Source organism: Solidesulfovibrio sp. DCME (assembly GCF_049995385.1).
Lineage (GTDB): Bacteria > Desulfobacterota > Desulfovibrionia > Desulfovibrionales > Desulfovibrionaceae > Solidesulfovibrio.
The window spans coordinates 3,315,425-3,339,081 of the sequence record NZ_CP188261.1 but is presented as its reverse complement, the minus strand read 5'-3'; the positions used below and the strand labels follow the sequence as shown (position 1 = coordinate 3,339,081).

Annotated in this window: 22 protein-coding genes; 9 read left to right on the top strand and 13 right to left on the bottom strand. The window is 68.4% G+C overall.

From position 1 onward, the window contains the following. Positions 1 to 166: 166 nt before the first annotated feature. The 5 genes from ACP59X_RS14800 to ACP59X_RS14780 form a co-directional block, all read right to left on the bottom strand. Positions 167 to 391 carry a hypothetical protein gene (locus ACP59X_RS14800; RefSeq protein WP_428559706.1) on the bottom strand — a complete coding sequence of 75 codons (225 nt, stop codon included), beginning with the start codon at positions 389 to 391 and terminating at the stop codon, positions 167 to 169. A gap of 73 nt (positions 392 to 464) precedes the next feature. Next, on the bottom strand, positions 465 to 905 hold the full coding sequence (locus ACP59X_RS14795) for a bactofilin family protein (RefSeq protein ID WP_428559704.1): 441 nt from the start codon (positions 903 to 905) through the stop codon (positions 465 to 467). A 24-nt stretch (positions 906 to 929) separates the two neighbouring features. Further along, complete coding sequence (locus ACP59X_RS14790) at positions 930 to 1,208, bottom strand: hypothetical protein (protein ID WP_428559702.1); 279 nt, start codon at positions 1,206 to 1,208, stop codon at positions 930 to 932. 69 nt (positions 1,209 to 1,277) lie between these two features. Beyond that, positions 1,278 to 3,845: a mechanosensitive ion channel family protein gene (locus ACP59X_RS14785; RefSeq protein ID WP_428559700.1), complete on the bottom strand. Its 2,568-nt coding sequence runs from the start codon at positions 3,843 to 3,845 to the stop codon at positions 1,278 to 1,280. A 13-nt stretch (positions 3,846 to 3,858) separates the two neighbouring features. Then, positions 3,859 to 5,160, bottom strand: a complete 1,302-nt coding sequence (locus ACP59X_RS14780; RefSeq protein ID WP_428559698.1) for a citrate/2-methylcitrate synthase — start codon at positions 5,158 to 5,160, stop codon at positions 3,859 to 3,861. 135 nt (positions 5,161 to 5,295) lie between these two features. On the opposite strand from ACP59X_RS14780, the gene ACP59X_RS14775 reads away from it, so the two are divergent. From ACP59X_RS14775 to ACP59X_RS14765, 3 genes are read left to right on the top strand one after another with little or no spacing between them, the layout of a single operon-like run. Next, the gene (locus ACP59X_RS14775; protein WP_428559696.1) at positions 5,296 to 6,018 is read left to right on the top strand and encodes a (Fe-S)-binding protein; all 723 of its coding nucleotides are present in this window, start codon (positions 5,296 to 5,298) and stop codon (positions 6,016 to 6,018) included. After that, complete coding sequence (locus tag ACP59X_RS14770) at positions 6,015 to 7,430, top strand: LUD domain-containing protein (RefSeq protein ID WP_428559694.1); 1,416 nt, start codon at positions 6,015 to 6,017, stop codon at positions 7,428 to 7,430. Before ACP59X_RS14775 ends, ACP59X_RS14770 begins: the two co-directional genes overlap by 4 nt. Further along, positions 7,427 to 8,092 carry a LutC/YkgG family protein gene (locus tag ACP59X_RS14765; RefSeq protein ID WP_428559691.1) on the top strand — a complete coding sequence of 222 codons (666 nt, stop codon included), beginning with the start codon at positions 7,427 to 7,429 and terminating at the stop codon, positions 8,090 to 8,092. The genes ACP59X_RS14770 and ACP59X_RS14765 overlap by 4 nt, the downstream gene beginning before the upstream one ends. A 111-nt stretch (positions 8,093 to 8,203) precedes the next feature. On the opposite strand, the gene ACP59X_RS14760 is transcribed toward ACP59X_RS14765, so the two are convergent. Together ACP59X_RS14760 and ACP59X_RS14755 are read right to left on the bottom strand one after the other, a co-directional pair. Then, positions 8,204 to 8,863, bottom strand: coding sequence for a FecR family protein (locus ACP59X_RS14760; protein ID WP_428559689.1), 660 nt, complete (start codon positions 8,861 to 8,863; stop codon positions 8,204 to 8,206). Positions 8,864 to 8,877: 14 nt separating this feature from the next. Continuing rightward, the gene (locus tag ACP59X_RS14755; protein WP_428559686.1) at positions 8,878 to 10,722 is read right to left on the bottom strand and encodes a CHASE2 domain-containing protein; all 1,845 of its coding nucleotides are present in this window, start codon (positions 10,720 to 10,722) and stop codon (positions 8,878 to 8,880) included. A 299-nt stretch (positions 10,723 to 11,021) separates the two neighbouring features. Here ACP59X_RS14755 and ACP59X_RS14750 point away from each other — a divergent pair, with 299 nt between their 5' ends. Then, complete coding sequence (locus ACP59X_RS14750) at positions 11,022 to 12,443, top strand: tetratricopeptide repeat protein (RefSeq protein WP_428559683.1); 1,422 nt, start codon at positions 11,022 to 11,024, stop codon at positions 12,441 to 12,443. A gap of 238 nt (positions 12,444 to 12,681) precedes the next feature. Here the strand turns inward: ACP59X_RS14750 and ACP59X_RS14745 are convergent, their stop codons facing one another. Continuing rightward, positions 12,682 to 13,302 (bottom strand): nitroreductase family protein, encoded by a 621-nt coding sequence (locus tag ACP59X_RS14745; RefSeq protein ID WP_428559681.1) that lies wholly within the window; start codon positions 13,300 to 13,302, stop codon positions 12,682 to 12,684. Between the two features lie 193 nt (positions 13,303 to 13,495). On the opposite strand from ACP59X_RS14745, the gene ACP59X_RS14740 reads away from it, so the two are divergent. Continuing rightward, entirely contained in the window at positions 13,496 to 14,395 is a 900-nt protein-coding gene (locus ACP59X_RS14740) for an AraC family transcriptional regulator (RefSeq protein WP_428559678.1), read from the top strand. On the opposite strand, the gene ACP59X_RS14735 is transcribed toward ACP59X_RS14740, so the two are convergent. Both ACP59X_RS14735 and ACP59X_RS14730 read right to left on the bottom strand, forming a co-directional pair. Continuing rightward, complete coding sequence (locus ACP59X_RS14735; RefSeq protein ID WP_428559675.1) at positions 14,376 to 15,161, bottom strand: TlyA family RNA methyltransferase; 786 nt, start codon at positions 15,159 to 15,161, stop codon at positions 14,376 to 14,378. The genes ACP59X_RS14740 and ACP59X_RS14735 overlap by 20 nt on opposite strands. A 32-nt stretch (positions 15,162 to 15,193) precedes the next feature. After that, positions 15,194 to 15,850, bottom strand: a complete 657-nt coding sequence (locus ACP59X_RS14730) for an SOS response-associated peptidase (RefSeq protein ID WP_428559673.1) — start codon at positions 15,848 to 15,850, stop codon at positions 15,194 to 15,196. 303 nt (positions 15,851 to 16,153) lie between these two features. Between ACP59X_RS14730 and ACP59X_RS14725 the strand changes: the two genes are divergently transcribed. Together ACP59X_RS14725 and ACP59X_RS14720 are read left to right on the top strand one after the other, a co-directional pair. After that, a complete protein-coding gene (locus tag ACP59X_RS14725; RefSeq protein WP_428559670.1) occupies positions 16,154 to 17,143 on the top strand; it encodes an HD-GYP domain-containing protein in 990 nt (329 codons plus the stop codon). A 56-nt stretch (positions 17,144 to 17,199) separates the two neighbouring features. Continuing rightward, complete coding sequence (locus ACP59X_RS14720) at positions 17,200 to 17,928, top strand: potassium channel family protein (protein WP_428559668.1); 729 nt, start codon at positions 17,200 to 17,202, stop codon at positions 17,926 to 17,928. On the opposite strand, the gene ACP59X_RS14715 is transcribed toward ACP59X_RS14720, so the two are convergent. Then, positions 17,896 to 18,459, bottom strand: coding sequence for a nicotinate-nucleotide adenylyltransferase (locus tag ACP59X_RS14715; RefSeq protein WP_428559666.1), 564 nt, complete (start codon positions 18,457 to 18,459; stop codon positions 17,896 to 17,898). The genes ACP59X_RS14720 and ACP59X_RS14715 overlap by 33 nt on opposite strands. Further along, positions 18,456 to 19,769, bottom strand: coding sequence for a BPG-independent phosphoglycerate mutase family protein (locus ACP59X_RS14710; protein WP_428559664.1), 1,314 nt, complete (start codon positions 19,767 to 19,769; stop codon positions 18,456 to 18,458). The genes ACP59X_RS14715 and ACP59X_RS14710 overlap by 4 nt, the downstream gene beginning before the upstream one ends. 100 nt (positions 19,770 to 19,869) lie before the next feature. Here ACP59X_RS14710 and ACP59X_RS14705 point away from each other — a divergent pair, with 100 nt between their 5' ends. Further along, entirely contained in the window at positions 19,870 to 20,511 is a 642-nt protein-coding gene (locus ACP59X_RS14705; RefSeq protein ID WP_428559662.1) for a PHP-associated domain-containing protein, read from the top strand. A 338-nt stretch (positions 20,512 to 20,849) separates the two neighbouring features. Then, entirely contained in the window at positions 20,850 to 22,334 is a 1,485-nt protein-coding gene (locus ACP59X_RS14700) for a metallophosphoesterase (RefSeq protein ID WP_428559659.1), read from the top strand. Between the two features lie 70 nt (positions 22,335 to 22,404). On the opposite strand, the gene ACP59X_RS14695 is transcribed toward ACP59X_RS14700, so the two are convergent. Next, positions 22,405 to 23,649: a NupC/NupG family nucleoside CNT transporter gene (locus tag ACP59X_RS14695; protein WP_428559656.1), complete on the bottom strand. Its 1,245-nt coding sequence runs from the start codon at positions 23,647 to 23,649 to the stop codon at positions 22,405 to 22,407. Positions 23,650 to 23,657: the final 8 nt, after the last annotated feature.

Genomic DNA, 23,657 nt, shown 5'->3' with positions numbered 1-23,657 from the left:
GGGGAGGCTGAGCGATGAACGCAAGATGGCCGGGGAAGGCGTCGCCACGCCTTTACGGTCGCGGCACGAGGGCGGCGCCCCGTAAAAACTCCGACAGCATTTTTAGAAAAAACAATTATTCGCAGGCGATATGTCTGGACAGGCCGTTTTTTTCGCGGTCGCGGCCCTAGCGGCCGGCGGCCAACGTGCGGCGGCAGGAACGCAGCATGAGTTCCTGCAGGATCACGCGCTCGTATTCCACGGAATGGTTGGGCTCGGCATTGTCTTCTTCCACGAGCATGCGCTCAAGGTACTGGGTCTCTTCCCAGAAATCGAGAAGCTCGTCGTCGCCGAGGTTTTTGATCTGATCTTCGAGGGGGAACTGGTCGGCATCGGGGAAAAATTGGCCCATGGGGCGGGACTCCTTAAGCGGACGCGCGGCGGCGTTTGTGCCGTGTAAACGGCCGACCCTTTTTTGGCAATCCCTAATTTCCATCTTCCCTGGCCGGTTTTCCGGCCTCCGCCGTGGTGAGGGCCTGGGGGGGCCGGCCCGCGACCTGGATGGTTTGCGCCGGGGCGCCCATGCGCACCAGGCCGTTTATGACCGCGCCGGCTTCGATGATCATGGCCGGGGCCAGCAGGTTGCCGCACAGGTTGGCCCGGGCATGGAGGATCACGCGCCGGCTGGCCTCCACATCGCCGACGATGCGGCCGCTGGCCACCAGTTCGGCCACCCGGATGCGGCCCTCGACATAGCCTTCCTCGCCGAGCACCAGCACGCCGTCGGACTCGATGTCGCCGATGACGCCGCCGTCGATGCGGGCCACGCCCTGGAAATGGAACTGGCCGCAATACTGGGTGCCGGCACCCAGGAACGCGGTGATGGCGTCGTGGCGGGGTTTCTTGCGGGCGCTGCGTCCGAACATGGCCTTCCTTGCCCTGCTGCCGGATTACGGATTTTGCCGGCGGTGGATTTCGATGTTGAGTTCGATCAGGCGGGCGTTGATCTGCTGGATGCGGGCCAGGTTGTCCCCGTACTGTTCCATGAGGCCGCGCTTTTCCTCTTCGAGCTGGTGGCGTTCCACCTCGAGGGCGCTCGCCCCGGGACCGGGCACGGGGCTTGTCACCTGCGGCATGGGCGGCGGCGTGGCCTTGGCCCGACAGCCGGCGCAAAGGCCTAGCGCCGCGCAAAATAACAGGCACAGGCAGGCAATGGCGTTTCGTTTCATGGCGTTGCCTCCCGGCCAGGATAGCAGAGCTTTTTCGGCCTGTCCCGCGAAAAGCGCGGGGCGGCCCGGCTAATCGTCGGCCCCGGCCGCGGCGGCAGCAACGATGGCGGTGGGTGTGTCCGCGCCGGCCACGATGCGCACTTCCCGTTGCGGGAAGGGGATTTCGATGGCTTCCTCGCGAAAGCGGCGGTTGATGGCGAAGCGGATGTCGGATTCGGTGCCCGCGCCGTAGGCCACGTTGTCCACCCAGACCATGAGCAGGAAATCCAGGGAACTGTCGCCGAAGGCCGAGAACTGGACCACGGGCTCGGGATTGCGCAGCACGTGGGGCTGGGCCTTGGCCACCTCGAGCAGGATGCCGCGGACCTTGTCGGTGTCCGTGCCGTAGGCCACGCCCACGGTGATGTCGCGGCGCATGGTCGGGTCGCGGTGGGTCCAGTTGATGAGCTTGCCGGAAATGAGGTCGGAGTTGGGCACGAACAGGGTGGCGTTCTGGAAGGTGCGCACCACGGTGTTGCGGATGTTGACCTTGGCCACCTTGCCCCAGGTGGTGTCGATCTGGATGGTGTCCCCGGCCTGGATGGAGCGGCCGAACAGCAGGATCAGGCCGGCGATGAAGTTGTTGACGATGTTTTGCAGGCCAAAACCGATGCCCACCGACAAGCCGCCGGCGACCACCGCCAGGCTGGTGAAGGAAAAGCCCAGAAGAAAAAGCGAAATCAGGGTGTAGAGGCCCCACAGCAGATACAGCGACGTCGTCTCCAGCACGTCGCACACCCCGGAGTCGATGCCGGGCGAGCGCTTGGGCAGGTCGCGCAGGAAGGAGCGCACGAAGAAAAGCAGCGAGCGGGTGGCGAAAAAGCCCGTGAGGATCAGGGCCAGCCGGCCCAGGGTGAGGCTTAAGCCGCCAAGGGTCACGGTGAAAGACACGGCCGCAACGAACATGTCCTGGCCGCCGAGTTCCGTGGACAGCCAGTACAGGACCGTGAAGAACAGCAGCAGGTAGAGCAGCGGATAGCCCAGGCTGTCCACCAGGGCCCGGCGGGCGAAGGAGGCGCCGTCGTCCCCGGCGTGGGCCTCCTGCCAGGCGGCCAGGCGCCGGGACAGGCCGATGCCCGTCTGGAGGGCGGTCAGGGCCAGGAACCAGCCGGTGAGGATCAAAAACGACAGGTGCTGCCAGCCCAGGGCGGCCACCAGGCTTAGGCCCACGGCCAGGGGCGTGCCCGCCCGGCCGGCCAGAAAAGCCACCGTCCCGGCCCCCTTGGCCGCGCCGCGCCTTGATAGCGCGACGAACCCGAGCAGCAGCACGATCCACACCGACGCCATGGCCGGTTCCGGCAGGTCGGCGATCTGGAGCAGCAGCCCCAGGGAAAACAGCAGCCACAACGGGCGCAAGGGATTGGCCGGGGCCTTGCCCTGGTCCTTATCCGGGCGGGCCAGCAGCCAGGAAAAGCCGGCCAGGGCGGCGGCCAGCAGGATCTCGGCCAGGGCGTTTAAGACCTCCTGCATCAAAAGCGGCGCGTCGCCCGAGACCCAGCGCGCGGCCAGGCTCAACCCGGCCAGCCACCACACCCGGCGCAACCCGGCGAGCATGGCCTTGTCGGGCAGGCGCCGGCGCAGGCGCAGCGTGGCCAGGACGTCGGCGACCACGAGCAGCAAGAGCCCCACGCCGAAGCGCAGGCACGAGGACAGGGCGCGCGTCTTGTCCGTGCCCTGGAGGATCGAGGCGGTCATGGAGCCGTTGGAGCGCAGCCACAGTTGGGCCTGGTTGGGCAGGGCCGACCAGGCCTTCAGCGAGAAAAGCTCGCTTGTCGGCGTGAAATAATACTGTTTCCAGGCCAGGGGGATGCGCTTTTTGAGCGCCTCCTCACTGGCGGAAAGCGACTCCAGGAAGTCCTTGGCCGGGCCGAGTTCCTTGTCCAGGGCGACCCGCACCGCCGTGAGGCTCGCGGCCACGCCCTTGATGTAGCGCAGGTAGTAGTTGATGGCCTCGGCGATGGGCGCTTCCAGGTCGTCGTCCAGGCGCTTGGTGAAGTCTTCCTTGAGGGAGCCCAGTTTGGCCGCGATCTTGTCGAGTTCCTCCCGGCTGTCCGTGAAGGGGCCCATCAGCGTGTCGGCCGCCCGGCGCAGCCGGCCCATGTCGCTCAAAACGGCCCGCATCTCCCAGGGGTTGCCCCCGGACAGGCTCAGGATCAGGTTGAGCTCGTCGAGCTTGCCCTCCAGGTTGGACAGCTCCGTGCGAAAGCGGCGCACGTTTTTGGGCAAAAGCCCTTCCATGGACTTGAAGCGGGCGGCTTGCTGTACCAGGGATTCCTGGTGGATGGACAGCAACACCTGCCAGTCCTTGGGTTGTTCGGCCTCGGGCGCGGCTGTCTTGGCCTCGGCCGCCTTGGCGTCGGGCGTCTTGGCCTCGGCCGGCTTGTCGGTCCCGGGCTTGTTTTTCTCGGGAGCGGGCGGCGTGGCCGGTTTGGCTTCTGCGGGTTTGTCCGGAGCGGGCTTGGGTTTGTCCGGGGCCGGGGCGGCGGCGGCTGGTTTGCCGTCGGCCGGCCTGGCCGGGGCATCGGCCTCGGCGGCCAGGGCCGGGGCGGCCAGGCAGAGGCACAGCCCCAGCCACAGGGCGATTGCGGATCGGAACATGGCGGAATCCGGGTTACGGGCGGGCGGCCCGTTTTTCCATGGGCGTGTAGGCATGGCGTTTGCGGCCCGTGTAGATCTGTCGCGGCCGGTGGATGCGCTGGTCCGGGGAGGTCACTTCCTCCTTCCAGTGGGCGATCCAGCCGGGCATGTTGCCCATGGCCGTGATGACCGGGTACATGTTGGGCGGGAAGTTGATGGCCCGCAGCAACAGGCTCGAATAGAAGTTGGTGTTGGGCAAAAGCTGGCGCGAGGCGAAATAGTCGTCGGCCCCGGCGCGCTGCTCGATCTCCTGGGCGATGTCGTGGAAGGCGTCGGGCTTGGCGTAGCCGGTGGCGATGAGCTTTTGGTAGGTGGCCTTGATGATGCGGGCCCGGGGGTCCTCGACGTGGAAGACCCGCTGGCCGAAGCCCATGAGCCGGCCGGAACGGGACTTGGCCGCCTCGATGATGCGGGAAACCGTGGTGCGGCCGGCCTCCACGTCCTCGAACATGCGGATGGCCGCCGAGCTGGCCCCGCCGTGGTGGCGGCCCCACAGGGCGCAGATGCCCGAGGAGACCGAGGCGAAGAGGTTGGCCTGGCTCGAGCCCACCATGCGTACCGTGGCGCAGGAGGTGTCGAGCGCCTGGTCGGCGTGGCAGATCATGAAGATGCTCAAGGCCCGCACCACCGGGTCCGGCGCCTCGTAGGTCCAAAAGGGCACCGAGAACATCATGTGCAGGAAGTTGCGGCAGTAGTCCAGGTTGGGGTTGGGGTAGTTGAGCGGCATGCCCTGGGACTTGCGGAAGCTGAAGGCGGCGATGGTGCGCACCTTGCTCATGATCTTGGCCGCCGCCAGGCGGAAGTCGTCCTGGGAGGCGATGTCGTAGAGCTCCGGGTAATAGCTGCCCATGGCGTTGATCATGGCCGAGAGGATGGCCATGGGGTGGCCGTTGGGCGGAAAGCCGTCGAGGTGGCTGAGGAGGTCCTCGTGGAGCAGCTCCTGGTCGCGCAGCATGACCCGGAAGGCCTCGCGTTCGGGTTTGGTCGGCAGTTCGCCGAACATGACCAGCATGGCCGTTTCCACGAAGGTGGCCTTCTGGGTCAGTTCCTCCAGGTCGTAGCCGCGGTAGAGCACCACGCCGTTTTCGCCGTCGATGTGGGTGATGGCGCTTTTGCACACCGCCGTGTTGGCGTAGCCCGGGTCCAGGGTGATCCAGCCGGACTGGCCGCGCAGCTTGCGCACGTCGATGGCCGTTTCGACATGGTCGCCGTTGATCACAGGCAGTTCGATGGATTTTCCGTCGTAGGTCAGGGTGGCGGTGTCGGGTGTGGGCATGCGGCTTCCTTTTCGTCGTAAGTTTCCATGATACCCGCCAGTGCGCGACCTGTAAAGCGGCCGTCCCGACCGGGGCTTGACCCCCGCGCCAGGCGGCGTAAGTTCTCCCCCCCCGCCCGTGAAGGAGGAGCTGTCGTGGACGTCTATCTTTTCGTGCCCTGCCTGGTCGAGCACGTGTTGCCCCGGGTCGGCGAGGCGACCGTGGCCGTGCTTGAGCGGGCAGGCGTTTCGCCGCGCCTGCCGGCCGGGCAGACCTGCTGCGGCCAGTTCGCCTACAAGCGCGGCCGGGCCGAGGCGGTCGTGCCCCTGGCCAAGCGGTTCATCGCGCTGTTCGAAGACGCCCCGGCCGTGGTTTGCCCCTCGGCGTCGTGCGTGGCCATGGTGCGGCGCTATCCCGAACTGTTCGCCGCGGCCGATCCCTGGCGGGACCGGGCCGCGCGCCTGGCTGCCCGGACCTTTGAACTCGGCGAGTACCTTGTCGCGGAACGCGGCTGCCCGGACCTCGGCGCCCGCCTGCCCCTGACCGCCACCTTGCACGAGTCCTGCCAGGTAACCCGAGTCCTCGGTGTGGGGGACCACACCCGGCGGCTGCTGGCCGGCGTGGACGGGCTCGAGCTGGTGCCGCTGCCCCACCCCGAGCGCTGCTGCGGATTCGGCGGCGGCTTCAGCCTGGACTATCCGGAAGTAAGCCAGGCCATACTGGAGAAAAAAATCGGGGACATCCTGGAATCCGGAGCCCAGGCGGTGATCACGGCCGAGCCGAGCTGCCTGCTCAACATCGCCTCGGCCCTGGCCCAGCGGGAAAGCGCCGTGCGGCCCCTGCACCTGGCCGAGGTCCTGGCGGGAGGCGCGGCATGAGCGAGAAAGGATACGATTTCGGCCGGGCGGCGGCCAAGGCCCTGGGTGACCGCGAGAGCCGGGCCACCCTGGACAAGGCCATCCACCACATAGACCTCTTGCGCCAGCGCTCTGTCAGCGCCATGCCCGACTTCGCCGCGCGCCGGGCCCGGGCCGTGGCCGTGCGGGACAACACCCTGGACCGCCTGCCCGAGTTGCTGGAGGCCCTGGAAGCGAGCGTCACGGCGGCCGGCGGCCAGGTCCATTTCGCCCGCGACGCCGCCCAGGCGGCGGCCATCGTCACGGGCATCCTCACCGCGCGCGGCGTGCGCCTGGCGGTCAAGGGCAAGTCCATGGTCAGCGAGGAGATCGGGCTCAACGACGCCCTGGCCGCGGCCGGCATCGAGGCCGTGGAGACCGACCTCGGCGAATACATCATCCAGTTGGCCGGCCAGAAGCCCTCGCACATCCTGGCCCCGGCCCTGCACGTGTCCAAGGAGCAGGTGTCGGCCCTTTTTCGCGACAAGCTCGGCCGCACGAGCACGGACATCCCGGAAATGACCCGCATCGCCCGCGACAGCCTGCGCCGGAAGTTTTTGGCCGCCGAGGCGGGGATCACCGGCTGCAACATCGCCATCGCCGAAACCGGCACGGTCACGGTGCTCGAAAACGAGGGCAACATCCGGCTGTCCGCCTCCTGCCCGCCCGTGCACGTGGCGCTGATGAGCCTGGAAAAGGTGGTGGAGAGCCTGGCCGACGCGGCCGCCGTGCTCGACATCCTGCCGCCCTCGGCCACGGGCCAGACCCTGCCCGTGCACCTGTCGTTTTTCACCGGTTCGCGCCGCGACGGCGAACGCGACGGCCCGACGGACATGCACCTGGTCATCCTGGACAACGGCCGTTCGGACATCCTGGCCGACCCGGTGCTGCGCGACATCCTGCGCTGCATCCGCTGCGGCGCCTGCTTAAACGTCTGCCCGGTCTACCAGGCCGTGGGCGGCCACGCCTACGGCGCCGTCTATCCCGGCCCCATGGGCTCGGTCCTGTCGGGGCTGCTGGCCGGTGCCGCCGGCGACCCCAGGCAGCCCTTCGCCTGCACCCACTGCGCCGCCTGCGCCGGGGCCTGCCCGGCCGGCATCGACCACCCGCGCCTGCTCCAGGAACTGCGCCACCGCCTGGCCGCCAAGACGGCCGACCCCGCGGCCGAAGCCTTCGCCGCCCTGGCCCGGTATCCCTGGCTTTTCGACGGCGCGGCGGCCGTGGCCCGCACGGTCGACCCCGGGCTTTCGCGCACGGCCGCCCTGGCCCCGGACTCGCCCGTGGGCCGGTTCCTGCGGGGCCGGCGGTTTCCGGGCTTGGCCAGGCCGTTTTCCCGGCGCAGGCGGGAGGTGGCCCAACGGCCGGCCAAGTCCGGCAAGGGGGAGCGGTCATGAGCGTGCGGAACGAGCTGTTGGACAAGCTGCGCCGTGCCCGTCAAAGGACTGCTCCCGGCGGCTTTCCCCGGCCGCGCCCGGCGGTGCCCCTGCGGCGGGCGGCACCGGAAACGGCCGATTTCACCGTCTTCGCCGAAAAGCTCACGGCCCTTGGCCCGACCTTCGAACTGGCGGCCACGCCCGAGGCGGCGCGCCAGGCCCTGGCCGGGGTGCTCGCCCGGGAGAACGTCAAAACCGCCGTACGCTGGGACCATCCGGACCTCGAGGCCGTGGGGGCGGTAGCCGTGCTCGAAGGGGCGGGGGTGACGGTTTTGGCGCCGGAGGAGCTGCCCGAGCGGGCCTGTCCGGCGTTAGGGGCGGTGGACTTGGGACTGACGGGCGTGGACTACGCCCTGGGTGCGACAGGCAGCCTGATCCTCACGGCCGCGCCCGGCCGGCCGCGCGCGGTTGGGCTCGTGCCGCGCCTGCACGTGGCCCTGGTCGCGGCTTCCAGGCTTTTGCCCGACCTGCCGGCCCTGTGCGACAAGCTGGCCGGCGGCCCCATGCCGAGCGCGGTCAACTGCGTCTCGGGCGTCTCCAGCACCGGTGACATCGAATTCGTCTACGTGCGCGGCGTGCACGGGCCGCTTGCCGTCCACGTCATAGGGCTCGGCTGGCTGTAGCGCGGCGGCCGAAACGAAAAGGAGAGATTGTACGCGCGGTCCCTTGCCGAGGGGCCACATGTCAAAGGGCCTCCCGACGGCTGCGATCCGCCGGGAGGCCCTTTGGCGTGGTTACTTCTGGTCCCAGCCGGCCAGGGCGGCGTTGTCGGGATGGGCTTCGCGCAGTTTGCGCAGTTCCTCGTTGAAGCGGCGTTGCTGGCCCAGGCGGTCGAGTTCCTCGAGCACCAGGATGTCCGGGGCGACGTCGCCGGGGGCGGACGTGGCCCGCAACTGGGCGGCTTGCGCCTCCACGGCGGCCAGTTCGGCCCGCTCGTCGTCGGAAAGGGCGCGGTCCTCGGGCACGGTCACCTCGCGGGTTTTCACCTGTGCCGTGGCCTGCTCGCCGGCTTCGGTCAAAATGGACGAGGCGGCGCCGCCGGCCGGCCGGGCGCGCATGGGCAGCTTCTCCACGGTGGGCGGGCCGGCGCTGTCGGCGCTTTGGCCGCCCTCGGCCGTGATCACCACCGTGGCCGGTCCGGCCCAGGTCTCCTTGACGCCCTTTTGCAGGAAGGCCAGCTGGACTTCGGCACCCCGGCCGAGGTCCAGGCGTTCGCCCTCGCGCAGCCGGGTGAAGACCTCGAGCGGCTTCTTGCCGCCCTCGGCCGGGGACAGGCTGGCCGGGCCGGTCAGGGCCGAAACCAGGCAGACCAGGCGCGGCGCCTCGGCCCGGGCGGGCTCGGCCCAGGCGGTCGCGGCAAGGGCCAGGCACAGGGAAACAAACAACCGGAACATGACCGCTCCTTTGGTTATTGGTCGGTGACGGCCAGGATCTCCAGGGCCGGCACGGGGTCGCGCTTGCCCTTGACCTGGGCCAGTTCGCTTTTTCCGGTCACCACGCCCGGCCCGGCCAGGTCCACCACCGTCCGGCTGGCCACGACCGGGCAGCCCATGACCTTGGTGAACCCTTCCAGGCGCGAGGCGGTGTTGACGGTGTCGCCGATGACCGTGAAGTCCAGGCGCTGTTTCGAGCCGATGTTGCCGACGACGGCCGGCCCGGCGTGCAGGCCCACGCCGATGTGGAATTCCCATTCACCGAGCTTGGGAAACCGCTGCCGCATCCAGTCCTGGAAGTCTTTTGCGGCAACAACCATGCCAAGGGCCGTGGAAAGCGCCTGGCGGGCATGGGCCGGATCGGCCAGGGGCGCGCCGAAAACGGCCATGACCGCGTCGCCGATGAATTTGTCGATCATGCCGCCGTGGGCCAGGATGATGTCGCAGACCTTCGAGAAATAGGCGTTGAGCAGTTCCACGACTTCCTGGGCGGACAGCTTTTCACTTAATGTCGTGAAATTGCGGATATCCGAAAAAAGGATGGTGACCGTGGCCAGGGACCCGCCGGGTGCGGGCGGCTGGCCGCTTTCCAGGATGGCGGCGATGGCCGACTCGGACACGTACTTGCCGAAGGCGTGGCGGATATGGGCCTTTTCGCGTTCGCCGCGCGAAAGCCTCGCGGCGTTGGCCCCGGCCCAGATGCAGCCGATGCCCAGGCCGCAGCCGGCCAGGGGCAGGAGCTTTCCGGCGAGGAACAGCCCGTAACCGAGGCCGAAGGTGCCAAGCAGGCAGCCCAGGGCGGCCAGGGCCGAGGGGCCGGGATGGAGCCGGGCGCAGGCCAGGGCGGCCAGGACCAGAAACGGCAGCCAGGCCAGGGCGGCCACGGGCCTGGCCAGGGGGGCGAGGCTCCGGCCGGCGAGCAGGGCCTCCACGATGTTGGCGTGGATCTCCGGGCCGGGCATGAACTCCTTGGGCGCGCCGAAAAGCGGCAGGGAATACGGCGAGGCCAGCCGGTCGTGGGCGCCGTGGATGTCGATGCCAAGGATCACCACCTTGCCGGCCAGGGCCTTCACCTCGGGATCGTTGCGGGCGTCCGGGGCCAGGAGCCTGGCGAAGCTGACGTGGCCAAAAGAGCCTGGCGGCCCCAGGAAGGGGATGGGCCGGGGGGCGAGGGCGCCTTTGGTGTCGATGTCCCGAAGCCCCGGGGCGTCGGGGGCGGCCTTGCGGGCCAGGGCGGCGGCAAACGACAGGCGCGGCTCGCCCTCGGCGAAAAGGGCCGGGGCGAAGCGGCGCACCACGCCGTCGCGGTCCAGCGGCACGTTTGTCAGCCCCAGGTCGGCTTCGTGGCCGGCCAAGGCGATGAGGTAGTCCGTGGCCGGCAGGCTGAAGACCGGTTCGCCCGATTCCGTGGAGACGCTGGCGGCCAGCACGATCTTGCCCCTGGCCAGTTCCAGCATGAACTGCCGGTCGAAGTCCCGGCTGGAGTCGGCGCCGATTAAGTCCATCCAGGTGACCGGGGACAGCGCCGGCTGGATGTCGATGCCAACGGCGGCCACGCCCACCTGGCGCAGCACGGCCAGCACTTTCGCGTACAGCGGCCCCCAGAAAACCAGCGGCCGGTCCGGTTCGGCGGCCAGGGCCTCGTCGTCGAGCAGGGCCACGGCCACGCGCTCGGGGTCGCGGCGCTTGCCGGCCAGCACGTGCCACAGGTCCGAGGTCCAGGCATCCAGGCGCCGGGCCGGTTCCAGAGGTTCGACCGAAAGGCCCAGGGCCAGGGCGGCCAGGATCAGGCCGCTATAGAAAACGGGCTTGAAGCGCATGGGGAATCCAAGGGCGTCCTGCCGGATAGGGGCGTTGCCCGGCCGTGGCCGGGGCGTGGTTGGCCGCGGTCCGGGCCGGCGTCCCGGGCGGCGCGGGAGCGGGGCTGCCCGCCGCGCCGGGACGTTGTCGCGCGAAAGGGGGAGGACGTCCATGGAAAAAACAGATGGCACCGGCTTGGTTGCGTGCGCAACGGAGTATCCTTGGCCGTCGTAGAATACGCGTTCGCAGTGAATGTTTCATTGATAACCATGTGGGCTGTTGGAGGAGCGTTTGACGGGATATTACCCCTTATGTTTCAATGAAAAATGCCGAAGAGCATGATGCGGCCGGGTATTATTTCAAGACGTGGGGGGAATCCATGCGCGCCAAAACAATGTATGATAAAATATTTGCCTATTATATCGAAAAGATGAATGGGTCAGTGCTTGTTATTTCAAATGACAACTATTTGTTCAGGATATCGAGAAATTATATAAAGGTGAGTGGCTTGCCTGATAGCTGTTACCACTGTGCGAAGATGTCGATCAATACATTCAAGGCGATCGGGCGGTTTTTGGCACACCACGACCACGTCACCGTTCTTATGGAGCGACAGCTGGAGGGTCGGCTCAGCCTTGACGACATCATGCCGCTGAAAAACAAGTTTCGCGAACGCATAAAAGTCATTGTGCTGTCGGCAGAGGTCGATGGCAATACCATTGCCCTCATGTATGAAAAAGGTGCGGACAATGTCATCATAAAACCGGTTTCCCAGGCCATCATCATCCAGAAGATCGTTTCGACGCTCACGCCGGACAACAAGCTGGATGCCCTGATCGAGGGCTGCAAGACGGCCCTGCAAATGAAGGATGCCCAAGGGGCCGAAAGCTATGTCGACAAGATACTGGAGCAGCGCCCCGATAGCACCATCGGGCTCATGCTCAAGGGCGATGTGCGTATGCTGCAAAACGATAATGAAAAGGCGAAATACTTTTATACCAAGGCGGCGGTTTCGTCCAAGTTCTACATGGAGCCGCTGAAGCGGTTGGTGACGCTCTATAACGCCTTGGATGACCTGGACCGAAAGATCGTCTATTTGAAACGCCTCGACAAGATGTCCCCGCTCAACCGGGAACGCAAGATCGAACTGGCCAACTCGTTTCTGAGCCTCGGCGACAATGAGCAGGCCTACACCTACTTCGAGCAGGCCATCAGCCTGGCCAAGCGCGAGGCCAACGAGATCTTAAGCAAGACCTATATGGATATCAGTCAGTCCCTGCTGCCCGTGGATTACGAAAGGAGCCTCGAATTCAACAACAAGGCGATCAAGGCCAAGGGGAAGTACCTGTCCAAGGACGATGTGTGGATGTTCAATGAGAAAGGGATCAACCTGCGAAAGCATCAGCGCAATGCGGAAGCCATCGAATGCTTCAATCGGGCCTTGCGGATATCGCCGGAGGATCCACGGGTCAATTACAATCTCGGGGTCGCCTATGCCGAGGAGCAGGAAGTCAAAAAGGCCGCCGCCTGCTTTGACATAGCCTTGCAGTATGACAAAAGCATCATGCAAAACAGTGTCAGTGTCGCCTATAACATCGGCCTGACCTATTATAACGCCCGGCGTTTCGACGATGCCTACGAATTGTTCGAGGCCGCCGCCGCCATCGATCCCGACAACCCGAATGTCGCCGAGATGCTGCAAAATACCTTCAAAAAGACCTCCCGCTACCTGCCCGAATAGGCGCGGTCAGCCGGGCGGCCGAGGGTCCCCCAGCCGCCGGGTCGAGCCCGTTGCGGGCCGTGTGGCCCAAGGCCGGCCGTCCCGCCGCCAAGGAATGGTTGCGGCCGGCTGCCAGGGCTTGCGCGGTGGGTGCCTTCTGCGGGTCGAGCCCGTTGCGGGCCGTGTGGCCCTGGCCGGACGTCCCGCCGCCAACGGGTGCTGGCGGCGAAACGGCCGGCCTGGCCTGACGGTGCCTGCCTTAGGGCAGCACGATTTCGGTCATGGCCTTGCGCTTGCGCGGGTGGACTTCCGGCTCGTCGGGCCGGCCCACGGCCAGGATGTTGACGATGCGCAGGCCCTCGGCCAGCTTGAAGCGGGCCTTGATGTTGGCCTCGTCGAACATGCCCACCCAACAGGTGCCAAGGCCCAGCTCCACGGCGCGCAGCATCAGGAAGGCCTCGGCCAGGGCCGTGTTCATGGCGCAGGCCCCGAACCTGGCCTGCTCGGCCGCGGCCGCTTCCCGGGCGACGTAGGCCTCGATGCCGTCCATGGTCTCGCCCGTGATGATGTTGTTGTCGCGGTAGAAAAAGGCCGCCGACTGGGAATCCTTGACGTAATGGGCGAGGTCTGCGCAGCTGACGATGATGGCGGCGGCCCCGGCCAGCCAGCCCTGCTTGCGCGTGGCTTCGCTCGTGCCGAACCAGGCGATGTCGGCCGGGTCGGTCACGACCAGAAAGCGCCAGGGCTGGGAGTTGAGGCTCGACGGCGCGTTGCGGGCGGCCTCCAGCAGTTCGTGGATCTCGTTTTCGGTCAGTTTGTCCTTGGTGAAGGCGCGCACGCTGTGGCGCGCGGCAATGGCATCTTTCACGCCCATGCTCATGGCGTCGTCTCCTTTGTGGCTGGTGGTGTCGTCGACGGGCGGGGAGCGCCCGCCCTTGCCTGCCTCCTAGCCCATCCCGGGGCGCGGTCCAAGGCGGGATCGTGTCCGGGGCTTGCCTGATCCTGCGAAAAATCGGATTTTCGGCTGCCCCCAAAGGGGATTTGCGGCACAACCGCCGCGAGGGAGACAGCCTATGCAACCGGCATCCGAAAAATCCTGTCGGCTTCTGGCCGAACTGCTGGCAACCCAGGCCCCGGGCGACGGATTTTGCGAGTCGCCCCTTGCCGGCGTGCGCTATGCCAGGGCCGTGCGGCCGTATCCGCTGGCCCCGGTGCTCTACGAGCCCTCCATCGTCCTGCTGGCCAGCGGGCGCAAGCGGGCCGTTTTCGGGGACACGGCCCACAGCCTCGATCCCGGCCACTACTGGGTGGTTTCCGTCCCCCTGGCCTTTTCCTGCCAGACGCTGGCCACGGCCGAGGAGCCGCTCTACGGGTTGTCGGTGCGGGTGGAGCCGGCGGTGCTGGGGGAATTGCTTCTGGCCATGGACGACGCGCCGGACGAGGCCGGGCCCGATGCCGCCGGCATGTGCGCCTCGGCCATGACGCCGGAAATCGCCGACGCGGCGGTGCGGTTGGCCCGGGTCCTGGCCGTGCCCCGCACGGCCCGCATCCTGGGGCCGGGGATCGTGCGGGAGATCGTCTTTCGGGTGCTCGAGGGCAGGCAGGGCAGGGCGCTGCGGGCTCTGGCCGCCCACAATGGCCGGTTGCGGCCCGTTTCCCGGGCGCTCCAGCGCATCCATTTGGATTTCAACGAGGAACTCGACGTGGAAGCGCTGGCCCGCGAGGCTCACATGGGGCTTTCGACCTTTCATCATGCCTTCCGGGCGGTGACAGCCACCACGCCGCTGCAATATTTGAAGGCCGTGCGGCTGCACAAGGCCCGGTCGTATCTGGCCGAGCCCGGGGCCACGGCCCGCGAGGCGGCGCTGCGGGTCGGCTATGCCAGCGCTTCGCAGTTTTCGCGCGAATTCAAGCGCCTGTTCGGGGCCAGCCCGTCCGAGGAACTGGGCCGGCTCAAGGGAGGGACGGGCTAGGGGAGGCCTCGGCCGGCGCCAGCCGAAAGGCCGCCAGGTATTCCTGGTTGCCCTTGGGGCCTTTGACCTTGGACGGCACGACGCCCAGCAGCGAAAGCCCAAGCGCTTCGCGGGCGAAGCCCGTTACCGTGGCGATGGCCTCCTGGCGGTCGGCCTCCTCGCGCACCACGCCGCCCTTGCCCACCTGTTGCGGCCCCAGTTCGAACTGCGGCTTGATCAGCGCCACCACGAGCCCCCCCGGTTTCACGAACCGCACCAGCGACGGCAGGACCGCGCGCAACGAAATAAACGACAAATCGGCCACGGCCAGGTCCACCGGCTCGGGGAGCAAATCGGCCGGGGCATGGCGCAGGTTGACCTGCTCCATGGACACCACCCGGCCGTCGGCCCGAAGCTTTTCGTGAAGCTGGGCCGTGCCCACGTCCACGGCATAGACCCGGGCCGCGCCGTGCTGGAGCAGGCAGTCCGTGAACCCGCCCGTGGAGGCGCCGGCATCCAGGGCGACAGCGCCCGCCACATCCAGGGAAAACGCCGCCAGGGCCGTTTCCAGCTTGCCGCCGCCACGGCTGACGTAGCGCTCGCCGACGGCAAGGGTAAAGACGGTCCCCACCGGGAACAGCATCCCGGGCTTGTCCACCAGCGCCTCCCGGCCGCCGGCGGCCACGCGCACGCGCCCGGCCATGACCAGCCGCGTGGCCAGCTCCAGGCTCTCGGCCAGCCCCTGTGCGAAAACGAGTTGATCCGCCCGCTGTTTTGCCTTGGCCATAGCCGTCCTTTCCCGCGCCCGGAAAACCGGGCCTAGCCGTCCAAACGCCCCTGTCGGGCCTGTTCCTTGCCCGCTTCCGGCGTCAGGCGCAACAGCGGCGGCGGCGTGGCCAGAAGCGCCGCCACATCGGCCGGCGCGTTGCGACCCGGGTCGAGCCAGGCGGCGAAGGCTTCGGGCGGCAAAATCAGCGGCATGCGGTCGTGGATGGCGGCCATCTGCGGCGAAGCCGGCCGGGTGAGGATGGCGGCCGTGTCCCGGGCCTCGCCGTCGGCGGTGACGGCGCGCTCGTACAGGCCAGCCAGGGCCATGACCGGCGCCTCGGGAAGGGTCAGGAAAAACCGCGTCTTGCCGCCGCCGGGCTCCCGGCGCCACTCGAAGAAGCCCTGGGCCGGGACGAGGCAGCGCCGGTAGCGCACGGCCGCCCGGAAGGACGGTTTTTCCAGGGCGGTCTCGGCCCGGGCGTTGATCATGGGCCGGGCCTTGGCCGGGTCCTTGACGAAGGCCGGCACCAACCCCCAGCGGAAAAGCCCGGCCAGGCGCCGGCCGCTTTCCCGGGCCGTAAAGATCGCCTCGATCAATTCCGATGGGAATATTTCGGGGCGAGGCGGCACGTTTTGGGGCAGGTCCGGCACGCCCATGGCCTCGGCCACGAGCCGGCGCGGCACGGCCAGGGCGAATCGGCCGCACATGGCGTTTCCTCCTTGCTGGGGCCGCCATCATGGCAGGGCCGGGCCGCACTGGCAAGGCGGGCCGGGTTCGAAGGCGCGGCCCGGACCGAAGCCCGGCAGGCCGGGCACTATCGTTTCTCCCTGGGGCATGCCGGTTGTCGGCAACGGCCGCGCTACGGCCCGACATTTGCTAGCAAGGAGGCCTGAAAGCCGACCGCGAGGCAGGGGAATGGGCAAACAAGCCGGAACCACGGGATTTTTTCGGAAGGGCGCTTTTCGTTCACCCGTGGGTCGGCCTCAATTTGTAACAAAGTTACACACCGCATGACACCGTTGCCACCGCCCCCGGTCGTCGACCCCAGCCGCGAATACCAGCCGATCCCCGTCTGGCACCTTTTTCCCCACGCGCCGGGGGAGTTCGAGGTCTATCTGCGCCACGGCGACAGCCATACCCTGTTCGCTCGGGGGGGCGAGGCCCTGACGTCCCAGCGGCGTGGTATACTGTCCGACCACGGCGTGTCCGTGGTCTACATCCACCGCGAGGAGCGGGAGCGCTACCGGCGCTACATGCGCCGGCACCTAGCCGGGGCGCTGCTTGGGCCGGAGATGCCGCCCGACCAGAAGGCGGCGGTTTTCTATCACAACTGCTGCGACATCGTGCGCGAACTCATCCGCGAGCGCCTGCCCCAGGGGCTGTCCGACAGGCACGGCCGGCTGTTCGTGGCCTATGCCCGGGACTGCGTGGCCTTTTTGTGCACCGAGGCCGGCCTGTCGCGCATGGGGGCGCTGATGGCCCACGACTACGAGGTCTACAGCCACGGCGTGCATGTGTTCGTCTACACCGTTTTCATGCTCAAATCCCTGGGCCTGCCGTCGCCCACCATCGTCCAGGCCGGGGTGGGGGCGCTGTTGCACGATAGCGGCAAAGAGTCCGTCGACGCCGCCATCCTCAAAAAGCCGGGCCGGCTCAGCCCCGAGGAATTCCTGGCCATCCGCGAACATCCGGTGCTCGGGGCGCGGCTTTGCCGGCGGCTTTCCCTGTCACGGCTGGCCCGGGAGTGCATCCTGCTGCACCACGAGAAACTGGACGGCACGGGCTATCCCCGGGGGCTGGCCGGCGAGGCCATCCCGGTCCACGCCCGGGTGGTCTCCCTGGCCGACGTCTATGACGCACTGACCTCGAAGCGGGTCTACGCCGACGCGGTGCGCCCCTTCGAGGCGCTGCGCATCATGCGCCACGAGATGGCCGGCTCCTTCGACCTCGACCTGTACAAACGCTTCGTCATGCTTTTGAGCGGCGCGGCCTTGTTGTAACACGACAGGCGTTGCCGCCGGGACGGCCTTCGGGTAATCGGCCGGCAGGAGGGACCATGGTCAAGGCCCCACGCAACATCGTCCTGGCCGTCCGGAGTTCCGGCAAGCCCTTTCATTTCCTGCTGGCGGCCTTGCTGGCCCAGCTCGTGGCCTCGCCGTTTCTTACCGGCGAGGGCGCCGGCGTGCTCCAGGACCTCATCTTCCTGATCCTGCTCGTGGCCGCCTCGCAGGTGGCCCGGCACAGCCGGCTGTATCCGCTCATCATGGGACTGACGGCGCTTTGCGGGGTCTGTGTCCTGGCCAAGTACCTCTATGACGGCGAGGGGCCAAGCCAGCTCAGCGACGCCCTGGGCGTGCCGGTGATCTTTCTGACCGCCGTGGAAATGACGCGCTACCTGGCCAGGCAGCGCCGCGTCGACCTCGACACCGTGCTCGGCGGGCTGTGCGTCTACCTCTTCATCGGCGCCATGTGGTTCACCCTGTATTCGCTGGTGGACCGGCTCCTGCCCGGCGCCTTTGACTACACCGTGCACACGCGGCCGATCATGACCCGCGAGCACGTGGACCGGCTGCTTTTTTTCTTTAGCTACATCACGCTGCTGACCACCGGTTACGGCGACATCGTGCCCGTGGCCCCGGTGGCCCAGACCCTGGCCATCCTGGAAGGCATCGCCGGCCAGTTCTATCTGGTCTTTTTCATGGCCCGGCTGGTGGGCCTGCACGTGGCCGAGAAACAGGAAGCCCAGGAGCCCTCAGCCGCCGGCCGCCGCCAGCCGGGCCGGTAGGCCCCAGGCCTCGGCCAGGGCGGCCACGGACGGGGGCACCAGTTCCCGCCAGGCCCCGCCCGTGGCCATCAGCCGCCGCACGTCCGTGCCGGACAGGCCCTTTTGCTCGGGCGAAACCTCCCACAACACCTCGATGCGCAGCCCCAGGCCCGCGAAATACTCCCGTTTGCGCCGGCCCCAGGCGTCGTAGATGGTCAGGAAGAACAGCGCGTTAAGGGGCACGTAGTAGCGGTAGAGCTCCGGAAAGCTCACCGGGAAGGGAACCACCGTGAAATCGGCCTCGGCCGTGCCGGCGGCCGTGAGGGCGGCCCGGACCATGGCCTGGCGCTCGAAATAGGTCAGGGGATTGGCGGCCGGGTCGCAGCGGTGCGCATCGGCCGTTTCGGGCCGGCTGCGGCCGGGGTCGGGGTTGGTGATGCCGACCACCAGGTGGCGGCAGCGCTCCCGGCCGGCCAGCAGATAGCGCAGGTGGTCGTTGTGCAGGAGCTGGAAACGGCCGTGGATGACGCCGACAGGCGCGGGCAGGGTCATGGCTCCTCCAGGCGGAAGGGGCTGACCGGCCCCGGGTAGCTGGCCGGCGGGGCCGGGGTGTCGCGGATGCCGGCCAGGCGGGCGCGTTCCAGGCCGTTTATGACCAGGTAGGGCAGCTCCACGCCGCGCACCAGCCCCAGGCAGCCGGCTGCGGCCGCGACCTCGTCGAAACGTTTCACCGTATCGACGCGCTGGCCCGGGCCGTGGAAACACAGGGGCACGGGCTCGCCGCCGTGGATCAGCGGGCCGCTCGACGGGGTCGAGTGGTCGGCGGTGACGGCGAAAAGGACGTCCGGATCGGCCAGAAGCGGCCCGGCGGCCCGGCCGATGGCCGCGTCCAGGGCCTCGATGACGGCCTTCTTGGCCAGGGGGTCCTTGGTGTGGGCGGCTTCGTCCGGGGCCTTGGTGTGGACGTGGATGAAATCGTAATCCGCCACGGCCCGGCCGGCCAGGCGCAGGCGCTCGGCCAGGTCGGCCCCGGGGTCGGCCGTGTCGCGCGCGGGCAGCAGGTCGAACCCGAGCCCCTTGGCGATGCCGGCGAACAACGTACCCGCGGCGATGGAGGCCGGGTGCAGGCCGAAACGCTCCCCAAACGACGGCATGGGCCGGGCCATGCCGGCGCGCTGGGTGACCAGGGCGTTTATGGGTGTCAGCCCCGCCCGTTGCCGGGCCGCGTTGACCGGATGGTCGCCAAGGACGCGCCGGGCGTACAGCAGGTAGGCCTTGAGCGCCCTGGCCGTCCGGGCCGCCGCCCGGCCGGCGCCGGCCATGGGTTCGGGCTCGGGCAGGAACAGCCCGTCCACCATGGGGTTGGTGTCCGTGACCTCGGGCGAGACGTCGCCGGTCATGGTGAGGACGCCGAAAAGCCCCTTGTCGCGGTGCAGGCGCAGGTCCACGCCTTCGAAGGAATAAGCGGCCACGGCGGCAAAAAGCGCCGCCGCTGCCGCCCCGTCGGGCGGTTCCGGCCGGTCGCGCCACAGCCGCAGGCAGCCGGCCTCGGCCACGGCGTTGCAGAAATGGGCCAGCAGGCAGACTTCGCCCGGCCCGGGCGCCAGGCCCAGGCCCAAGGCCTCCAGGTAGCCCCGGCCGGGGAATTCCTCCGGCGTGGCGCCGAACATGGCGAAATGGGCGTTTTCGCTGGGCAGGGCCTGGCCGAGCCGGGCGGCGTGGTAGAGGCCGTTGGCCCCGGCCGCGGCCACGGCGTCGAGGTGGGGCGTGTCTGCCGCCTGCAGGGGGGTCTGGCCGCCGAGCACGGCCTGGGAACGGTCGCCGAGGCCATCGAGGACCAGCAGCACGCAGGCCCGGGGCATCAGCGGCCCATTCCGTGATATCGGTTTGTGCGATGGAAAGGGGGATTGTCCATAGGCATTACCATTTTGCCTTTTTTGCCGGCCCGAAGCAAGATACGCCATGCGCTTCGATTTGCACGTCCATACCGAGCTTTCGCCGTGCAGCCGGCTGACCGTGGCTCAGATCCGGCGCCAGGCCAGGCTGCTCGGCCTCGACGGCGTCTGCCTGACCGACCACGACACCATGGCCGCCGCCCACCTGGTGCGGGAGGGCCTGCAGGACGACGGGCTGTGCCTGATCATCGGCCTGGAGTATGCCACGGCCGAGGGCGACATCCTGCTGTTCGGCCCCTTGGAGGACCTGCCGCCCGGGCTTTCGGCCCGCCGGGTCATTGGGCTGGCCCGGTCCCTGGGCGGCGTGGCCATCGCCGCCCATCCGTTTCGCACCTGGCGTCCGGCCGGGCCGGGCATCCTCGACCATCCGGGGCTTTCGGGCCTGGAGGTGCGCAACGGCCGCAACCGGCCCGAGGAAAACGCCGCCGCGGCACGCTTCGCCGCCGAACGCAACCTGCCCGCCCTGGCCGGTTCCGATGCCCACAGCCTCGACGAACTCGGCCGCATGCCCCTGGAAGTGGACGCCGTGGTGCGCGGCCGGGCCGATTTCGTGGCCGCGCTCCTGGCCGGCCGCTACCGCCTGCCCCAGCTCGACCCGGTCTGGCCCGGTTTGGGCGACGGCCATTCCTGCCCGACCTTCGTTTCCTGACGGGCCGCCGCCCGGTCCTTGGCTTTTCCCAGCACTGCTCCAGCCGCGTGGCCGATGCCTGCTTTTGGGGCGTGCGCCGGGGCTTCGGTGTCGCTTTCCCCTGAGGCGGCGCCGGTGCCTGGCGGCCGCGTTTCCTGGCCTGGGCTTAGCGGTGCGCGGCCAACGGGTACGGCGTATTGACAAGTCGGCCAAGCCCGGCAATGACTGTGCACAGGCCGGGGGAGGCTGGGTCGCGCCTGGGGCACAAAGGCACGCGGTTTTCACACGGCAAGGGTGCGGCCGGCGTGTCGGTTTCGGGCCGACGACGCGCGATGCCCGCCAAAGCAAAGGAAGACGCCATGAGCCATGCGATCCTTGAGCCGTCCCAGGACGACCGCCCGGCCCGCCGCCTGGACCGGCGCGCCTTTCTCAAACTGGCCCTGTCCGGGGCCTGCCTGCTGGCCGCGCCAGGGCTGGGGTTCGACCGGGTCCTGGCCGCCGGGCCGGACTGCGGCGACGGCGCGCCCGAATCGTTTACCGCCGCCGCGGCGGGGCGCCAGGGGATGTTCGTCGTTTTTTCCGACGTCCACTTCGACCCCTTCGCCGATCCGTCCAAGGTCAAGGCCCTGGCCGGGGCGCCGGCCACGGCCTGGGGGGACATCCTGGCCGACCCGGCCCAGGGCTTTGCCCCCTACGGGCAGGACACCGACAACGCGCTGTTTCTGGCCTTTCTCGACGACATGGCCCGCCGGGCGCCCAACCCCGACTTCCTGCTCTTTCCCGGCGACATGCTCTGCCACCGCTTCTGGGCCACGTACCCGCGCCTGACCGGGGATGCCAGCCCGGCCGGGCTTTTGGCCTTCATCGCCAAGACCGCTACCTATTTTTTCAGCGAAGTGGCCAGGCGCTTCCCGGGCTGCCCGGTCTTCGCGGCCCTGGGCAACAACGACAGCGTCGAGGGCGATTACCGCATCGCCCCCGACAGCCCCTACCTGGCCGTGACCGCGCCCCTCCTCGCCCAGCTCAGCCAGGCCCAGGGGGCGCAGCGCCAGGCCTTCATGGAAACCTATCCGCGCTACGGCTGCTATGCCCTGCCCCTGCCGGGCCGCGAGGACGCTCGCCTGGTGGTGCTCAACGACATCTTCTGGACCAAGCGGTCCCCGCAGACGGCCGGCGCCCGGCCGGTACTGGATTTCCTGGAGCGCGAACTGGCCATGGCCGCCCGGCGCGGGGAGCGGGTTTGGCTCATGACCCACGTGCCGCCGGGCGACAACCCGAGGTCGAGCTCCAGGGACTATCTGAAGACCGGGGACACGCGCTATGCGCCGCTTTTGCTCGATGCCTACAACGACGCCCTGCTGCGCCGGCTCAACGAGCACGCCGCCACCGTGAAAGCGGCCTTCGCCGGCCACGTCCACCGCGACGCCTTCCGGCTGTTCTACGGAGCGAACGCGGGGCTGCCGAGCGGCAACATGCGCCTGGTGCCGTCGATTTCGCCCATCACCGGCAACAATCCCGGCTACCATGTCTACGCCTACGACCGCGACAGCCTGGAGCTGCTCGACGTGCAGGTGCCCTATGCGGACCTCGGCGCGGCCCAACCGGCCTGGGAGCTGGAATACGTCTATTCCAAGGCCTATGGCCGGGGGCTTCGGGCGCCGGCCGACTGGCAGGCCATGTACCGGCAGCTGCGCGACTGCCCGGCCCGGGGCCAGGCTTTTGCCGCGGCCTTCGACCTGCGCAGCCGCCGGATCGACGAGATCACCCCGCAAACCTTCCCCATCTACTGGCGGGCCCTGGGCCTGGCCAGCCAGGCGTCCTTTACGGCCGGGGCACCCCTGTAGCCGGGGCCAGGCCGCTGCGGCGCCACACCCGGGAAGCCCGGGGACGGCAGCCGTCCGTCGCCCGGCCGGCCTAGAAGGAAGCCAGAATCCCCACCACCGTGCCGGTCATGAGCGAGGCCAGGGCGCCGGCGACCAGCGCCCGGCCGCCCAGGGCCGTGATCTCGTCCTTGCGGGCCGGGCACAGCGAGCCCATGCCGGCAAGCAAGATGCCGACGCTGCCAAAGTTGGCGAAGCTGCACATGGCGTAGGTGAGGATGAGCCGGGTGTGTTCGGACAAGGCCCCGGCCGGCAGCTTGGCCATGTCGAGAAAGGCGATGAATTCGTTGAGCACGATTTTCGTGCCAAGCAGGCTCCCGGCCGTGGCCGCTTCGGCCCAGGGCACCCCCAGCAGCCAGGCCACCGGGGCCATGACCAGGCCCAGGCCCCGTTCCAGGGTCACCGGCGCGCCGCCGACCGCCGGCAGGGTGCCGAGCAGGATGTTGGCCAGCTTCACCAGGGCCACGAACACCAGCAGCGTGGCCACGATGCTCCCGAAAAGCCGCAACCCGTCGGCCGTGCCCGAAACCACTGCGTCCATGGCCCCCGAAGCCGGCGAACGCGGCAGCACCCGGCCGAGGGTCGGTTCCTTTGTTTCGGGGATCATGAGCGCCGCCACCACCAGGGCGGCCGGGGCGTGGATGACCGAGGCCGTCAGGATATGGCCCAGGGCGTCGGGGATGATGCCCTTGAGCACCGTGGCGTAGAGTATGAGCATGGTGCCGGCGATGCAGGACATGCCGGTGGCCATCATGGCGAACAGTTCGCTGCGGGTCATGCGCTCCATGTAGGGGCGAATCAGCAGCGGCGCCTCGATCATGCCCAGGAAGACGCAGCCGCCCGCGCCGACGCCAAGTACCCCGCCGATGCCCATGGTCTTTTCCAGTACCAGCGAAAACCCCCGCACCACGTGCGGCAGGATGTTCCAGTAATAGAGCAGGGCGGTGAGGGCGGCGATGACGATGACCAGCGGCAAAGCCTGGAAGGCTAGGCTGAAGGTGGCGCCCGGGTCGGTGACGGCAAAGGGGGCCGGCGCGCCGCCCAGGTAGCCGAACACGAAGGCCGTGCCGGCCCGGGTGGCCTCGTCCATGGCCGCCACCAGGGCGTTTAAGGCCATGAAGGCGCCGCGCAGAAACGGGGCCTTGAGCATGAAGGCGGCGATGGCCACCTGCAGCCCGAGGCCGCCGGCAACCAGCCGCCAGGGGATCAGCCCCCGGCGTTCGCTCAGCGCCATGGCCAGGCCGAGCAGGGTGACGAGGCCGAGCAGGCTCTGGAACATGGCGCTCT

Excerpts from the sequence above, each read along its gene's own strand:
- ACP59X_RS14755 (WP_428559686.1), bottom strand. The coding sequence starts at position 10,722 with ATGCGCTTCAAGCCCGTTTTCTATAGCGGCCTGATCCTGGCCGCCCTG.
- ACP59X_RS14770 (WP_428559694.1), top strand. The coding sequence starts at position 6,015 with ATGAGCGAGAAAGGATACGATTTCGGCCGGGCGGCGGCCAAGGCCCTG.
- ACP59X_RS14720 (WP_428559668.1), top strand. The coding sequence starts at position 17,200 with ATGGTCAAGGCCCCACGCAACATCGTCCTGGCCGTCCGGAGTTCCGGC.
- ACP59X_RS14700 (WP_428559659.1), top strand. The coding sequence starts at position 20,850 with ATGAGCCATGCGATCCTTGAGCCGTCCCAGGACGACCGCCCGGCCCGC.
- ACP59X_RS14795 (WP_428559704.1), bottom strand. The coding sequence starts at position 905 with ATGTTCGGACGCAGCGCCCGCAAGAAACCCCGCCACGACGCCATCACC.
- ACP59X_RS14735 (WP_428559675.1), bottom strand. The coding sequence starts at position 15,161 with ATGGCCAAGGCAAAACAGCGGGCGGATCAACTCGTTTTCGCACAGGGG.
- ACP59X_RS14725 (WP_428559670.1), top strand. The coding sequence starts at position 16,154 with ATGACACCGTTGCCACCGCCCCCGGTCGTCGACCCCAGCCGCGAATAC.
- ACP59X_RS14730 (WP_428559673.1), bottom strand. The coding sequence starts at position 15,850 with ATGTGCGGCCGATTCGCCCTGGCCGTGCCGCGCCGGCTCGTGGCCGAG.
- ACP59X_RS14790 (WP_428559702.1), bottom strand. The coding sequence starts at position 1,208 with ATGAAACGAAACGCCATTGCCTGCCTGTGCCTGTTATTTTGCGCGGCG.
- ACP59X_RS14760 (WP_428559689.1), bottom strand. The coding sequence starts at position 8,863 with ATGTTCCGGTTGTTTGTTTCCCTGTGCCTGGCCCTTGCCGCGACCGCC.
- ACP59X_RS14740 (WP_428559678.1), top strand. The coding sequence starts at position 13,496 with ATGCAACCGGCATCCGAAAAATCCTGTCGGCTTCTGGCCGAACTGCTG.
- ACP59X_RS14780 (WP_428559698.1), bottom strand. The coding sequence starts at position 5,160 with ATGCCCACACCCGACACCGCCACCCTGACCTACGACGGAAAATCCATC.
- ACP59X_RS14745 (WP_428559681.1), bottom strand. The coding sequence starts at position 13,302 with ATGAGCATGGGCGTGAAAGATGCCATTGCCGCGCGCCACAGCGTGCGC.
- ACP59X_RS14800 (WP_428559706.1), bottom strand. The coding sequence starts at position 391 with ATGGGCCAATTTTTCCCCGATGCCGACCAGTTCCCCCTCGAAGATCAG.
- ACP59X_RS14710 (WP_428559664.1), bottom strand. The coding sequence starts at position 19,769 with ATGCCCCGGGCCTGCGTGCTGCTGGTCCTCGATGGCCTCGGCGACCGT.
- ACP59X_RS14750 (WP_428559683.1), top strand. The coding sequence starts at position 11,022 with ATGAAAAATGCCGAAGAGCATGATGCGGCCGGGTATTATTTCAAGACG.
- ACP59X_RS14705 (WP_428559662.1), top strand. The coding sequence starts at position 19,870 with ATGCGCTTCGATTTGCACGTCCATACCGAGCTTTCGCCGTGCAGCCGG.
- ACP59X_RS14785 (WP_428559700.1), bottom strand. The coding sequence starts at position 3,845 with ATGTTCCGATCCGCAATCGCCCTGTGGCTGGGGCTGTGCCTCTGCCTG.
- ACP59X_RS14715 (WP_428559666.1), bottom strand. The coding sequence starts at position 18,459 with ATGACCCTGCCCGCGCCTGTCGGCGTCATCCACGGCCGTTTCCAGCTC.
- ACP59X_RS14765 (WP_428559691.1), top strand. The coding sequence starts at position 7,427 with ATGAGCGTGCGGAACGAGCTGTTGGACAAGCTGCGCCGTGCCCGTCAA.
- ACP59X_RS14695 (WP_428559656.1), bottom strand. The coding sequence starts at position 23,649 with ATGTTCCAGAGCCTGCTCGGCCTCGTCACCCTGCTCGGCCTGGCCATG.